Source organism: Halorarum sp. SLYT50 (assembly GCF_059821265.1).
In genome coordinates this window covers 2,122,196-2,136,626 of the sequence record NZ_CM187555.1, presented here as the reverse complement: position 1 = coordinate 2,136,626, position 14,431 = coordinate 2,122,196, and the positions used below count along the sequence as shown (strand labels likewise).

Here is a 14,431-nt window from a genome sequence, read left to right as displayed (position 1 = left end):
CCGAGTGGGCTCAGAAGCCGCAACTCGCGCCACCCGCGACGACGTTGGTGAGGAGGAACCCGACGATAGCGGTCCCGAGTGGGGCAACGATCACCCCCCAGACGACGGCCTGGTTCCGAGCTTCCTTGAGTTCCATCTTCAAATCCGAGCGGCGAACGGTCGGAAGTGCGACTGTCGCCCCGAGCGCGATCACGCCACCGATGAGCGGGCCACCGAACTGGATGAGCGTGAAGATGTTCTCGAGTGTCTGAGCGATCTCTGTCTCACAGAACGCAGTCCCAGTCGACTGTGCGACCACGGGGTCGACCGCGATAACCGCCAGGAGAACCGTCGCGGAGACCGTCGGTCGCGCGATGGTTGTCAATGGGTCAGTGCGAGTGAGTCGGTCCGGGTCTGACTCCGGGTTGGCAGGTGTGGACATGGGTTCACGGACAGCCACACACCGTATCGAGTCTCCCGCCACGGCGACGACAGCCGAGAGTGAGTGACTGTGTGTCGCGTGATACCGAGTAGCGTGCGATTATAAATTTTGGCATTCGTACAAATACTAACGCATTCGTTCGAATGCTGCAGCAGCCGAAAGGAGTAACGAGAAATCCGATCCCGTGGTTATATAGTATTCGTAGCAGGATAATCGGTACTCGATATGTACCGCGAGGTGTCGTGGGCCGTGCCAGCTGACCCCTATATTCTCGAGGAGTTGGCCGTCTACACTGGGTGGCACACACCCAAGAACCTCGAACTCAACACGGAGTTCAGCCGGCAGTGGGTCGCCCAGCGCTGCCCAGTCTACGTCGAGCACGCTCTCGCTGAGCGTCACGAGAGTGAACCAGCCTACCGAATCACCGATCGTGGACAAGAACTGATCAACGGCGAGCTAGATCTGGACGAGTTGAACACGACCGAAGAGTAGCAGGCCGGCGTCTCCGTATCACAAACAGAACAGTTCCCCGGAGGAGGCTACTCCGGAGAGGAAGCAAATCGCTCGCGCAACGCCGCTTCTCGTTTCTCGAACTGCTCCGCCTTCGTCCGGACGTCCTGTCCGACGCGCTCAATCTGGGCGAGTGCGACTTGACTCTCTAGTCCCGTCTGCCCATCGCGATCGGTGTCTGCCTCGGCCTGCTGCTCGTACGTCCGCTCGACGGTACTGATCGTCGCCTTCGGATTGAACAGAATGTCGTTAGCTGTCCGAACGTAGCGATCGAGCGAGGAGCCCTCCGCCCCAGTGAAAACGTGTGTGAGCGCGTACGTCGCGCCGGAGTGGAGCGTCCACATGTCGATCTCGAACGGATCGATTGCCTCGGCTCGGGCATCGCTCGCGGCTCGATCGGCGAGGTACGCCGGCAACCCCAGCAGTTCGTAGAAGGTGGGGACGTCGAACGGGACGTCGGTGAAGTCGATAGTGATCGCACTCGCATCCGCGATGAACGCGAGGAGGTCATCCGCGACCAGTTCGAGTTGTCCGAGGACCCGCTCCCACCAGCCCTGAAAGTCGCCCACGTCACCGACGTGCCTGACCGTCTCACGGTCCGTCAGCTGGCGAATCGAGTTCGCACAGTAGCTGTCGCGGGCGAATCCTTCGACGTACACCGCGTGTCCGCCGAAGAAATCATACCCGGAGGTGACCCCCATCGTGATCGGATCCTGTCGGCCGGGTAGCGTGACGGAGAGTCCATCGAACAGGATATCCATGTGCACCTCGCCGCCACCACGATACTGTCGAATCTCGCCGAACACGATCTCCCCGAGCAGTTGTCCCTCGACCGTCTCCTCACGGAGGACATCTTCGAGCGATCCGAAGACGTCGATCGGGTTGATGATGGCATAGGAGTCGGTCGGGATGTGGAACAGTGGGTCGGTCCCGGACTCACCAGTCGCCTGTTGGTGGAGTCGGTCTGGCTCAACGAGAGCGGTGAACCGCTCGGTCGGCGTCCACTCGTCAGTGTGGGGATTGTCGTACGCGACGGTCGTCTCCACAGCCCGTGGGAGCGTGCGAATCGCTTCCGCGAACGAGACTGGCTCGGCTGCTGCCGCCCGCCGTGCGTACCAGGCAGGAAGTGCTGTGTCTGCTCGGTCGTCGACGCCAGCGAACGCAATCATTGTGTCTATGTCTGTCGTCATATCGAATCCTGCGAGCACTCCAGTACCGCGCCCGCACCCCTCGCGGGCGCTCACAAACCACCTCGATGTGATTTGAGGGGAGCTGTGGCTACGGTCGCGCTGCTTCGAGTTCGCGATACCGGGCGCGAATCGTCACCGGTGTCACGTCCGCGTGCTGTGCGAGGTCTGCCTGTGTAGTGGTATGACCGTGGTCACGACCGGCGAGATACAGACACGCCGCCGCAACACCCGCGGGATTCCGTCCATTGGCGAGTCCGTTCTCCTGGGCCACCGTCGCGAGTTCGAGCGCCCGGTGGTGGACCGACTCCGGGAGATCACACGCAGCGGCGAGTCGTGGAATCTGGTCACGAACGGACGTCACTTGGGTGTCTAATCCGAGCTCGACATTGAGAACTCGATAGCCGAGTTGGACCTTGGTCTGAGCACAGCGCGCGACTGCAGTCACCTCTGCGAGCGTCCGTGTGTGGCCGCGACAGCGGCAGGCCGCATACAGGCTTCCTGCTGCTATCGTCTCGATCGAGCGCCCGCGGATGAGGCCCTCGCGCTGTGCCTCACGATAGATTCTCGCCGCCTCTTCCCGGACGCCGTACGGAAGTTCAAGCGCGCTCGCCATTCGCGCAATTTCCCCACAGGCGTGTCCGAGGTTCTGCTCGGCCGTGCTTCGCCACCGAGCTCGGGCGTGGTGGCGACGGAGTCGCCGAAGGTGCCGGTATTTTCGGGGTGGGATGCGATTGCCTTTCCCATCGAGAACACCACCCATCTCGGTCGAGAGGCCCCGGTCGTGACGAGCAGGGGTGAGTGGAGCGCCGGTCTGTTCACGACTCACGTCGTCTGTGTACGACCGCGGCGTCGCTCCGTGATCGTAGCGATACTCGTCGGTGATGAGCCCACATTCGGTACAACTCGTCTCGCCACCCTCGGTCACGAGCGTCCCTGCACACTCGGGACACTCGGTTGTAGAGTGGGTTCGGCCGTCGTCCTCGTCGAAGCTGCTCTCGTAGATATCTCTCGTTGCCATTTCGAACCACGCGAGGCACGTCGTACGCCCCCGCACCCTTCAGGGGGCGAAAAACTACGCTCGCGGTGTTCTCAAATGGAGACGGGTGTTCGTCTGGAAGGGGACAGGGTTATCAGGGATATATTGCGTTCGTACGGTCGTATTCGGCTGGTCAGTTATCGCCAGCATCGGACTCCGTAGGTATTGGAGCGATACGGGCCTCATCTACCTCTCTGGAGACTGACTCTTTACTCCCATCAGCGGCAATGGGTGCATTGATGGCCGCCGCGAGCACTGGCTCGCGGATCGCGACCGCGACTCGGTGCTTGCACGCTCCGTCGTACCGTGCGTCAGCCGGGCAGGTACAGGTGATTGGAACGCCGTCATGAACGCTGACGGTGTACTCGTGATTCTCCGGGTCGGCGTAACTCGCGTTTCGGACCTGAACGCCGTCCGGGACAAGGGAGAACTCTAAGCACTCATACTGTGCGCGCTTGAGTATCCGTGTCGTTGCGTCTAACTGCCGTAAGACATTGGTAGAACTCATTGCTGGTTCGGACCGCTCGACTGAGCGCCCCGCACCCTTCAGGGGCGAACAAAATACAGGCGACGGATGACGTCTCATCCGCCTGATTTCAATTCCGTAATGAGTTTCTCCCTCGTCGCGACCCGACGTGGACGACATCGGACAGACGTTCTACCGTTTCAATCCCGGTACGGGTTTCTACCACGTCGCGACATCATGCTGTCGCCTCCTCGCGTGCGAGCCGCTGTTTGTTTCAATCCCGGTGCGGGTTTCTACCACGTCGCGACCCGAGGCCGCTCAGTCGCTCGCAGGCCTGTTCCATCGGTTTCAATCCCGGTGCGGGTTTCTACCACGTCGCGACATTGCCGCGAAGGTGTACGCGCGACTCATCGGAACGTTTCAATCCCGGTGCGGGTTTCTACCACGTCGCGACGCCTCCTAGAGCATCTAGGAGACGGAGGAGTCATCAAGTTTCAATCCCGGTGCGGGTTTCTACCACGTCGCGACGCGTCCATATCGAAGTACTCGCTCCGAACCTCGCCGTTTCAATCCCGGTGCGGGTTTCTACCACGTCGCGACCACTCGGGACGGTCGATCCGTTCGCGCGAGTGAGTGTTTCAATCCCGGTGCGGGTTTCTACCACGTCGCGACTCGACGGCCTCGCCTCCCTCGGAGGAGGCGGCGGGTGTTTCAATCCCGGTGCGGGTTTCTACCACGTCGCGACAGGGCGCGAAACTCCACATCTCGAACACCAAGGACGAAGTTTCAATCCCGGTGCGGGTTTCTACCACGTCGCGACTCGTTGGTTAACTTCCACTGCCGATGACCGCAGTGTTTCAATCCCGGTGCGGGTTTCTACCACGTCGCGACTCTTTCGAGTGGCGCGGCATCGACATCGACGTCAGGTTTCAATCCCGGTGCGGGTTTCTACCACGTCGCGACGCGCGTGGTACATCTACAAACGCTGGCCGTACGCCGGTTTCAATCCCGGTGCGGGTTTCTACCACGTCGCGACGCCCGACCTGCTTCTCGCGCACCTCGGCGCGGCAGAGTTTCAATCCCGGTGCGGGTTTCTACCACGTCGCGACTCGGCGACGACCACAAAGGGACGGTTAGCAGGGAGGCGTTTCAATCCCGGTGCGGGTTTCTACCACGTCGCGACCGCTCAATCGCCTCGGCGGTCCCATTACCGAGGTGTTTCAATCCCGGTGCGGGTTTCTACCACGTCGCGACATCAAGCAGCACTCGGCGATGCACCGGCGGGAGTTCGTTTCAATCCCGGTGCGGGTTTCTACCACGTCGCGACCGCTGAACGTCGAGCAGCGCCGCGTCGTCGGGAAGTTTCAATCCCGGTGCGGGTTTCTACCACGTCGCGACGCTTCTACGTCTCCGTCGGTCTCTGCCCGCAGTTCGTTTCAATCCCGGTGCGGGTTTCTACCACGTCGCGACGAGATAGTAACGGCGTGGGAAAACGGCGCATACGAGTTTCAATCCCGGTGCGGGTTTCTACCACGTCGCGACAAGAGGGTCGCAATGTCCTCGTACGTGGCCGTCGAGTTTCAATCCCGGTGCGGGTTTCTACCACGTCGCGACGAGCGAGAGCGGCGCTACGTCGTCTCGTAGCGGTGTTTCAATCCCGGTGCGGGTTTCTACCACGTCGCGACAGTAATGGGCGTCTGGACCGGCGAGAGCGTCCGAGAGTTTCAATCCCGGTGCGGGTTTCTACCACGTCGCGACGATAGCCACACCTCGCGGGTGGCCGAACACCCCGAACTGTTTCAATCCCGGTGCGGGTTTCTACCACGTCGCGACAGGGGGTGTTTCGTAGGGGATAGCACCTATAGTTTTCTCTGGGGATGCGAGAACGAGGAAGTCGTTCGTGGACCCCACCTGTACACAGCTTTCAAAAGGGTCGACGAAGATTGCCACTCAGACCTGGAGTCGGCCGGCAAGTGTCGGTGCGACATGACGGGTTTTGCCCTCTATCCACGTCTCAACAGCACCATCAGATTCAAGCGCGTCGAGATGTCGTCCGACAGTACTCTTTGACTTTCCGGTTTCGTCGGAGATTTCGGGAAGTGTCGTATTCTCGTCAATGGAAGCGAGGTACCTGAGCGTGTCGAGGGTCGCGTCGGACGGACGACTCATCAGGTTTGGGAGATCGATCTCTTCAATCTCCTCATCAACATCCCTGAATTGGAGTGCGAGGTCGACGACATCCGGCCGGGCGATCGCGGCGACGGTCAGCGGGAGAAAAATTTCCCGCGGTCCCCCATCGAAGTTGAGTACCACCGTTCCCTCGGCGGCTTCAAGGACATCGACGCATTCTAAGACAGCAGCGTCGAACGCCTCGTAGCTGACTTCCTCGACGACGACGTCCGATCCGGGGCCGAGTTCGTTGATCGTCTGGTTGATGTCTTGAATCGCGCTCTTCGCCCTATCGCTCGTGTCGCCGCGCGGTCGGAGGAGAATAACGATGTCGTCAGCGTCAAGGCCGTTATCAAGTATCGGACGCATCACCCGGGGGCTATAGTGCCCAATGGTGGAGACGTATGTGCGCATACCTTCGATTGCAGTTGAGTTCGACTAAACGGTTTGGCTTCGTAATCGCGCAATCGTCTGGCCTCGATCCCGAATAGCTGAATACGTTTTCAAAATCACGAAAAGACTCAAGAGGGTGACCGATCCAGATGTGATTGTGAATCAACACACGATTGCCTATCGTCGTGAGGTGTCATGCGTCGGGTCGACCTGACGCTTGAGCCGGAGGGCTCGTTCCCGGTGCCGACCGCAAACGGCTACCAGATCTATGGTGCGGTCCTCTCGGCACTTGACGGCGCCGACGAGGACATCAGTACGCGCATCCATGACTCCTCGATCGGGAGTCTGACAAATAGTGGCCTCCTCGGCAGATTCGAGGGGAGCCACCGTGATCACCACAAACGCGTGATCCGCGACGAGACATACGACCTCAAGTTAGGTGTCGCCGATCCGCGCGATCAGGAGGTCTTCCAAGCGCTTGCCGACGCGTTCGTCTTCAGTAACGATACACTCGAACTTGCGGATGGCGACTTCCGCGTTCGCGACTTCGCGAGTACGAATACGACTCACGAGGACCTCCTCACAGAAGCCTCAGATATCGTCGCCCGGAACCACGATACCTTCGAGGTTGATATCCGCTTCAAGACGCCGACGTGTATCAAGGAGAATAGTAATATTACAAACATGTTCCCTGCTAGGCAACACGTCTTTACCTCACTATTGCGGAAGTGGAACGCGACAATCCCAGACGAGCGGGCGGACGAGTTCGAGATCGCGATGACCCGCGAGGACTTCGGGACGAATCTCATTGAGAAGCCCGACGCGGACACTTACCAGACACACAGCATCCTTGTCAACCGCGGTGAGAATGGCGGTCCAATCCTCCGCCAGGGGTTCACCGCCGACTGCACGTACAAGTTCAAGGACGCGAGCGAAGCCATCCGAACCGCGGCGACGGCGCTGGCACTCTTCAGTGAGTACGCCGGTGTCGGCGCGTTCGTCTCTAGAGGATGTGGGACGGTGTCTGTGGAGGTTGAAGAATGAGGGGGTACGTGCGCGACCCAGACAAGGTTTCAATTCCGTTTGGATTTCTTCAGGGGTCGCACCAAGAAGTACGCTCTGCGAGGTACTCGAAGGTTCCGTGTAGTGCTACCCATACAAGGGCCCCTAGAATTTTTAGTACCTACAGTGTAAAACCCAGGTCGAAGGGCATGATAGCCAAGACTAGATTGAGCGGCCCGGACGACTCTGGACTCGTGGTGCGTCTGAGCGTTGGGTCCCATGGTAGAAAGGGAATCAACTCGTATCGATATCCAGTAGACCAGAGATTTCGGCCGGTTAGCCGATTGAAGAGCGAGATATACGACACATACTACAAGGGCACACTCAGTCGAACCAGATGTTGGTTAAGGTCATACAGGGGGAATACAGGTGTCAGATAATACGTCTCTCTGGGGCGAGCGGGACGTTCACCCTATCCTCGCAGAGTACCTCACCGACCTCGATCCTCGCCTTCTCGACATTGGGTGGTCCTTCGAACCGGCGAAGAGCGTCGAATACGGCCTGACTGACCAGTCGATGCTCAACCACGTCCGGAACGGCGTGTTCGCCATCGTGAGACTGAATGAGATTGCGCCGTCGTTCGGTGCCTACGAGTTGAGCGACAACGAACTTCGGAAAGTCGTCGCGCTGTTCGCCGTTCACGATCTACATAAGTTCCATCGCGAACAGGAGATGGGCGAGGAGTACGACATCGATGCAGACGAGGTCTCTGAGTTAGTCAACACGCTCGGTGTCGACGCATTCGCGCCCGATGTTCGGATCGAGACTTTCCATGCATGTGCGGTCGACCACGCGAACACGTGGAACTCGAACCCGGAGCACTCCACTCGAACATACGACCAACTCCGGCCCTACGTCCGTCTCGCCGACGCGTTCGCATCCTGCGAGACGCCGGAAGCAGCGACGGTCAAGCGAAATCAGACTGGCTTGGAGGTTGCGTACCCCGGAACCGACCTCGAACTCCGGCACCACACACTTGATGATGTGAAGGGTGTGTTCACCAACTTCCTCAACGGTGCGGTCAGCCACGTCCTCGAAGATCACTTCGAGTACGAGCGACTACTTATCTACCAAGATGGTTGCGTCTATCTGACCGATGGAGACTCCTCAGAGCCGACAGTCGACGAGGACCTAATCGGCACCGTGTACGACCGGCTTCGGGCGGACATTCCCGAATCCCACGATGCGTACGACAGTCACAGCGCGCTCGCGGACAATCTCTCGACGCAATCGCAGGGATTCTACACGATCAACGACCAAGACTTCTTCTACGCTGGCGTGCGGAACCTCCTTTATGCGACTGCGTTGAAGGCGAAGCAAGACGCGGACCCCGACTCGGAGCCGACTGACAGTATGGCGGAGACGATGGAGACGCTGAACGAGCGTCTCCCGATCGATATTGATGCGACGACGCGAGTCGCCCCGGGCTACGCGCGGCTGGTGTACACATTCAAACGCGCGTTCGTTGATCCGCTCGCCGATGCTCGCCTGACAGACGAAGATACCCTCTCCATGACGTGTCGGCTCTTCGACGTTGATGAGGGTGTTCTCAATGGCCTCCAAGAGCTCCATGACGACGGAGACATCGACCTCACGGCCGGCGGGAAGTGGGACTACGCGTATGCGGTCGGACAGCACGTCGCCGATCGAGCACGTCGGGAGAGCTGGCAGGACGTTCCGGGCGAAGTCGCGAAACTCCTAATCACGAATCTCGACGCACTTGACGAGGAGTGGGACGACGTTGTGATGGGCGCACATACAGGTCAGTTCGAGACCGAACTCCGGGCGTACATCGGAGACGTCCTTCGCGTCGGTGGTCAGGCATCCCCACCGACCGCAGAGATGGACGAACTCTCAGACCCGTTCGAAGAGCACCACGCGACTCGGCGAGGGAAGACATGTACGTTCTGCAACCGTGGAACGACGAGTACCCGGAAGGCAGACATGAAAGCACCGAAGTCACTCACGACACTCCAAGCGGGGTACTCAAATCGGATCCCGGCCGACGCCGGCCAGCCCGAGAAACTCCTCGTCTGTACGCCGTGTCAGATCGAGTTCTCCCTCCGCGAGACCGGATCGAGTCGACGCGACGCCGGCCGGATCTTCATCCATCTCGTTCCGGACTACTTCTACACGCCAACGATGTGGGACCTCTACGCCGACGAAATCTTCGCGCGATTCACGGGGGAGGCAACGACCCGGGTTGGTCGTCTTGCCTCCGCGATGTTCGACGTCGTGACTACCAGAGGAAACCAAGATCAAACGGACGAGATGTCGGTCTCTGAGTCAGTATCGACGGTCCTCCGCGAAGCGACGCAAGCCGAGGACGTGGGTGGACTTTCAATGATCGAACAGCTCCAGAACGGGTTCGACTCTGAGGCTGGGTTCGGGACACAGACGCTCTCGTTCTACAAGCCACAGGGCAACGAGACAGAGTTCCAGTTCTTTGGCATCTTCGTCGGTCTCGCGGTCGCGTCAACGGTCGGGCTGCGAGCGTACGTCTCACAGTCCCCGATCCCAGAAGTGCGGGGGCGCGATTTCTCAGAGATGGTAAAACTCGACGCGGGATTCACGACTGTGAACGGCTTCTACGGTCAGGAGATTCCGCTCTCGAAGCTTCCCGAGCGTCTCGGCGCCGCCGCAGCACTGATCGAACTGGGGTACGCGCTTGCTCGTGACGACACCCGGTTCGCGAAGTATCTTCGAATCGTCCGAAACAAACCGCTCCCGGGGTCGTACCTGTTGAAACGGGCAGTGCAGGACTCTGATGACGGCGGGGCCGCACGGTACCTGCTCGAGGAAGCTGACTACCTCGACCGCCACGGTAACCCGACGAACGACGCATATTCGACGAGAGTGATCCACAAATGACAAACACGACCAAGGACGACGTGACCGAACTTGCGGAACTCGCCTACGACGCGATACGGCCCGCCTACGGGAATGACAAGCCGTACGCTATCGAGCGAGTGTTCCGCGAATCGGTGAAAGCAGTGAAGGACTCGAACGAGTTTCGGCTGAGCGCCGACGAGGCAGCACTTCTCGTCGCTGGCCGGCTCGAAAAGCTCCACCAGCGAAGCGAACAGGTGTGGCCGGTACCAGCCGAGAAGAGTCGGAGCGGTGACCAGTTGAACGAGCGTATCGAGCGGTACGCGGACGCGTTCGCGCAACGACTCCTCGTCGACCGCTGTGAGGGGAAGCCGTCGCTGTTGAAGCGACGCGCGAACAACATCGCGGACGGTTTCTACGCAGCGACGATCCAGCTGCAGCGCGAGACGGCCGACGACACGACGGAGACTAACTAACAATGTTCGACTACGACACCTACCCCGAACTGGAACGCGGCACCGTTTCCCGAGACGAGATGACGATCGCTCCGCAGAACAACTTCACGAACATCCTCGTCCTGCGCGAACTGGAGAGCCATGCGGTCTTCACGACCGACGGGCAGAGCGCCGACCTCGCGAACGTCGCAGTCGGGTCGGGCGACGACCGTGAGACATACTCGCCGGGTCTGATGTTCATGCGCAAGCAGACAGGGAGCGACCGACGCTTCGGGAAGTCCCTCCAGCGAGACCTCGTCGGGACAGAGTGTACGATGCAGGTCAACAGGATGTGTCAAGACTGCGTCGAGTGCATCCTCTATGGGAGTGCCGCGAGCGACGACGCCGACCAGCCGCTCTCGATCACGTCCCGTGTGATGTACGATACCGCTTACACGCTCCGGGACGCGACCGCGACGATCGATGAGAAGTTCCAGAACGCGCCTGGCGACGACTACGCGAAGACCGCCGAAGCGACAATCCGTGAACCAGACTTCTTCGAGCCGGGGACGCTGTTCCCGTCGGTCATTACGCTTCGGGATGCGACACCCGAGGAGCTGGCGTTCGTTCTCGGGATCACGGCGAAGAACAAACGCTACGGCGCCGCGACGTCACGTCTCGGTCGCGTCAAGAACCACATCCTCGGCGTCTACACGGGGAGCGAAGAAGGGCCGGCGAACCTCGGCTTGACCCGGGACGTTATCACCCAACTCCGTGACAGCAACGAAACGATCCCCGACTCGATTCAGGACGTCATCACGGCTGCGGCGCACGACCCGCAACTCGTCGGCGAACTCCTCCAGTCCGCTTTCGATGACCGGATCGACGCCGAACGCGGTGGGCTTGACCTCGGACGCATCCCGGACGATACCATCGACGACCTACTCGGAGCCGCGACCGGCAACTCGCTCGCCGATGTCCTCGAAACGCAAGTGGACGCCTCGCGCGCGTTCCTCAAACAGACCGACTGAGAGCATGCCAGCAGCACTCGAAGTGACGCTCCGGACGCAGGGGGAGATCTGGTTCGCGAGCCGCGAGGTTGGTCGGCTTGCGGACACGGAGCCGTACTTCCTGAACACGGCGCTCTACTACGCGCTCGGATTTGCGTCCGGTCGGTACGTCGACCGCTCGTTCGAGCCGACGTACATCGACGATACCGACGCAGTCGCCGAAGAACTGTACGTGACGCCGGCGGTGCCGTCTGACAGCACTGGGTCGGGGGTTGCTAATCGGATCACATCGACGTACAACACAAGCAACGACGACTACGCGACGATCAACTACGCGGCGACAGATGACGAGAATACCGATGCGAAGCGGAACCTCCCGACGTATGGTCGTCGTCGCGTACTCGGGCACGGGAACGAACTCACGTGCTACCTGCTCGGACGTGGCCTCAGCGCAAGTGAACTCGAGTCACGCGTCCCTGGATACATTCGTCTCGGGAAGAAGCGTGGCAAAGCCCGGGTCGAGACCGGACCTCTCGATGTCTCGGAAGGCGACGGTGAGTTTGACCTCGGCCACCCGATCAGCGCGTACGACACGGCCCTCACCCCGGTTGGGAACCTCGTCACGAAGCGGATGCGACCGACGCCGCTCGTGATGCAGGCATCTTACGAGGGCGCGTACATCGAACTCACAGACCTGGAATTAGACGACGCCGACAGTATCCGACTCCCTGCTGACGCAACATTCCTCGAGACCAAGCGATGAGAATGACACTCCCTCTCTCGGGCGTCGAACTACGACGGCACGACGATCCAGAGTACCCGGTCGAAGGAACCGAATTCAAACCGTACGCCCACCAGCAGGATCTTCGGGAACTGTTCGCGACCTTGAGCAAGTTTCTCGCGGTGAACGACAGCCCAACCGGCGGCGGGAAGACGGTGTCGTGGCTCACACCTGTCGTTGAACACGGAGAGCACGCACTCGCGGTCTACCCGACGAACGCACTCATCCACGACCAGTACGATCAGATCACGAACGAACTTAACGAGAGCTTCCCCGAGTTGGGGTCAGACGTCGAGGTACTTCCGGTCACGGCCGACACGCTCCGGACACGGTACGCGGCCGAGTACCCGAAAGCGAAGACGAACGGAGAACGACTGCAACGGCTCCTCCGGACGTACGTGCATCAGCGCGACGACCCGGTGATCGTGCTGACGAATCCGGATATCCTCGTGATGATGCGCCGGCACATCTACGGGCGCACCGGCGACCCCGGATCCCGGATCAGACAACTCAACGAGTTCGAGACAGTCGTCGTCGACGAGTTCCACCGCGCCGGCCGGAAAGAACAGAATACACTCCTGTTCGCGCTCGACGAGATGTACGACCTCCCCAAGTTCCAGTGTGCGCTCTCGAAGATCGTGCTCCTCAGCGCGACGCCGACGAAGAGCCTCGAACACCGCTTCAAGGAGGCGATGAGCGCACCGTATCACCGCGTGACTGCACGTCGCGAAGCTGTCGAGGAACGCCCGTTCGACGATGTATCGACGGACGGATGGGGTGCAGTCATGCCACCCGTCGACCTCAACGTCCGTTCGGCGTCGACATTCGACACTGCGAGGGAACTCCTCGGTGAAGACTGGGAGGACACCGAAGCGTTCGCCAGACGGCCCGGGAGGACCGTCTTCATCCTCGACGGAATTCACGAGGTGGACGAGGTGTACACCCACCTCTCGAGAGCGCTTGACAATCAGGTTGTCGTCCGTATCGATGGATTTCACCGCGGCGACATTGAGGAGAAGCTCGACGGCTTTGACGTGCTCGTGAGCAACTCCGCCGTCGAGGTTGGAATCGACTTCGCGGTCGACCGTCTCGTGTTCTCGGCGCCCGACCGGGCAAGTTTCGTCCAGCGTCTCGGTCGTCTCCGAACCGAATCCGAACTGCAACCCGCCCGCTGCTACGTTCCGTCAACCGTCGCGGCTTCGCTCTCCGAAACCGAATACGACGGTCGCGTCCCGCGGGCGCGCCTCGTCGAAACACTCGAAGATGCCTATCACGACCCCCGAGAGTTCGAGTCGTTCGACTGGCGCTACTCGGCGGCCGAAGCCTACCACCACGTCGAACGTCGCGCTTGCAACGCCAACTCGGAGCGAGCCGAGGAGATCCGCGAGGAGGGCTGGGATCGCATCCTCAGACACTTCGGCGGTGGCGATCCACCGCTCACCCGGTCAGACGTCGAAGCGCACGCCGCCGTTATCGATAATGCGGTCGAGCGAACGCTCCAGTGGTACCGTGGCGGGTCGCTTCAGGCACTCGTCTACGACCGGACGCCGGGTGCGGACGACCCCATAAAGACGTATGACTTGTTCTACCTCCTTCGCCACGGGGACGTCAAATTCTTCTCACGCACCGAGTTCGACAAAGTCGTCCCGGACGAATACGCCGATGATGTCTCTCACCTTGTGCCGTACGTCACTGGCTACTGCACGTACGACGGGACGATCGAGACAAATGACGAGGGATACGGACGGAGCGTCCGTCTCAAGGCCATCGATGAGGTCTACGGCTGGCTACGCGACGACGATGGGGCCGACGACGAGACACGGAAGCCACGCGAACTCGGCGGGATCGGTATCGACGTCGATCCCGACGGCGCGGATCGAATCACGTCGATCGATCATCTCCGCGACGAGATGCGCGAAGGCCTCAACGTGCTCTGCTATGCGGTCCCGAAGCATCCACGGCAGGTCAAGAATCAGTACGACCTCGGGAAGTTCCTCTTCCTCTACCCGCTGATAGTCGGTGACGAACAGTGGTGTGCCGCACTTGGAGTCGACGCGCTCTACCTGCACTGTGCAGTCCAAGAATCGCAGAATGCTGTCGACCTAGAAAGCTTGGGTATCGATCTCTAAG

12 protein-coding genes and 1 CRISPR repeat array are annotated in these 14,431 nt (G+C 60.3%); of the genes, 7 read left to right on the top strand and 5 right to left on the bottom strand.

Annotation, left to right across the window (positions count from 1 at the left end):
• Positions 1-10: 10 nt before the first annotated feature.
• Complete coding sequence (locus AC6RUA_RS11190; RefSeq protein ID WP_499813094.1) at positions 11-439, bottom strand: hypothetical protein; 429 nt, start codon at positions 437-439, stop codon at positions 11-13.
• A gap of 207 nt (positions 440-646) precedes the next feature.
• On the opposite strand from AC6RUA_RS11190, the gene AC6RUA_RS11185 reads away from it, so the two are divergent.
• Positions 647-913: a winged helix-turn-helix domain-containing protein gene (locus tag AC6RUA_RS11185; RefSeq protein WP_499813093.1), complete on the top strand. Its 267-nt coding sequence runs from the start codon at positions 647-649 to the stop codon at positions 911-913.
• A gap of 47 nt (positions 914-960) precedes the next feature.
• Here AC6RUA_RS11185 and AC6RUA_RS11180 read toward each other — a convergent pair whose 3' ends face one another.
• The 4 genes from AC6RUA_RS11180 to csa3 all read right to left on the bottom strand — a co-directional run bounded on the left by AC6RUA_RS11180 (position 961) and on the right by csa3 (position 6,206).
• Positions 961-2,121: a hypothetical protein gene (locus AC6RUA_RS11180; protein WP_499813092.1), complete on the bottom strand. Its 1,161-nt coding sequence runs from the start codon at positions 2,119-2,121 to the stop codon at positions 961-963.
• 88 nt (positions 2,122-2,209) lie between these two features.
• Positions 2,210-3,139: a transcription initiation factor IIB gene (locus AC6RUA_RS11175; RefSeq protein WP_499813091.1), complete on the bottom strand. Its 930-nt coding sequence runs from the start codon at positions 3,137-3,139 to the stop codon at positions 2,210-2,212.
• 151 nt (positions 3,140-3,290) lie between these two features.
• Positions 3,291-3,665: an SWIM zinc finger family protein gene (locus AC6RUA_RS11170; RefSeq protein ID WP_499813090.1), complete on the bottom strand. Its 375-nt coding sequence runs from the start codon at positions 3,663-3,665 to the stop codon at positions 3,291-3,293.
• A gap of 155 nt (positions 3,666-3,820) precedes the next feature.
• A CRISPR array of direct repeats spans positions 3,821-5,456; the repeat unit is 37 nt; unit sequence GTTTCAATCCCGGTGCGGGTTTCTACCACGTCGCGAC.
• Between the two features lie 117 nt (positions 5,457-5,573).
• Positions 5,574-6,206: a CRISPR-associated CARF protein Csa3 gene (csa3, locus tag AC6RUA_RS11165; protein ID WP_499813089.1), complete on the bottom strand. Its 633-nt coding sequence runs from the start codon at positions 6,204-6,206 to the stop codon at positions 5,574-5,576.
• A 174-nt stretch (positions 6,207-6,380) separates the two neighbouring features.
• Between csa3 and cas6 the strand changes: the two genes are divergently transcribed.
• The 6 genes from cas6 (at position 6,381) to cas3 (ending at position 14,430) form a co-directional block, all read left to right on the top strand.
• The gene (gene cas6 / locus AC6RUA_RS11160) at positions 6,381-7,229 is read left to right on the top strand and encodes a CRISPR system precrRNA processing endoribonuclease RAMP protein Cas6 (RefSeq protein WP_499813088.1); all 849 of its coding nucleotides are present in this window, start codon (positions 6,381-6,383) and stop codon (positions 7,227-7,229) included.
• A gap of 387 nt (positions 7,230-7,616) precedes the next feature.
• The gene (gene cas10d, locus AC6RUA_RS11155; RefSeq protein WP_499813087.1) at positions 7,617-10,118 is read left to right on the top strand and encodes a type I-D CRISPR-associated protein Cas10d/Csc3; all 2,502 of its coding nucleotides are present in this window, start codon (positions 7,617-7,619) and stop codon (positions 10,116-10,118) included.
• The gene (gene cas10d / locus AC6RUA_RS11150) at positions 10,115-10,552 is read left to right on the top strand and encodes a type I-D CRISPR-associated protein Cas10d/Csc3 (RefSeq protein ID WP_499813086.1); all 438 of its coding nucleotides are present in this window, start codon (positions 10,115-10,117) and stop codon (positions 10,550-10,552) included. Before cas10d (AC6RUA_RS11155) ends, cas10d (AC6RUA_RS11150) begins: the two co-directional genes overlap by 4 nt.
• A 2-nt stretch (positions 10,553-10,554) precedes the next feature.
• Positions 10,555-11,541: a type I-D CRISPR-associated protein Cas7/Csc2 gene (gene cas7d, locus AC6RUA_RS11145; protein ID WP_499813085.1), complete on the top strand. Its 987-nt coding sequence runs from the start codon at positions 10,555-10,557 to the stop codon at positions 11,539-11,541.
• Between the two features lie 4 nt (positions 11,542-11,545).
• Complete coding sequence (cas5d, locus tag AC6RUA_RS11140; protein WP_499813084.1) at positions 11,546-12,283, top strand: type I-D CRISPR-associated protein Cas5/Csc1; 738 nt, start codon at positions 11,546-11,548, stop codon at positions 12,281-12,283.
• Complete coding sequence (gene cas3 / locus AC6RUA_RS11135; RefSeq protein WP_499813083.1) at positions 12,280-14,430, top strand: type I-D CRISPR-associated helicase Cas3'; 2,151 nt, start codon at positions 12,280-12,282, stop codon at positions 14,428-14,430. Before cas5d ends, cas3 begins: the two co-directional genes overlap by 4 nt.
• The last annotated feature ends 1 nt before the right edge of the window (position 14,431 follow it).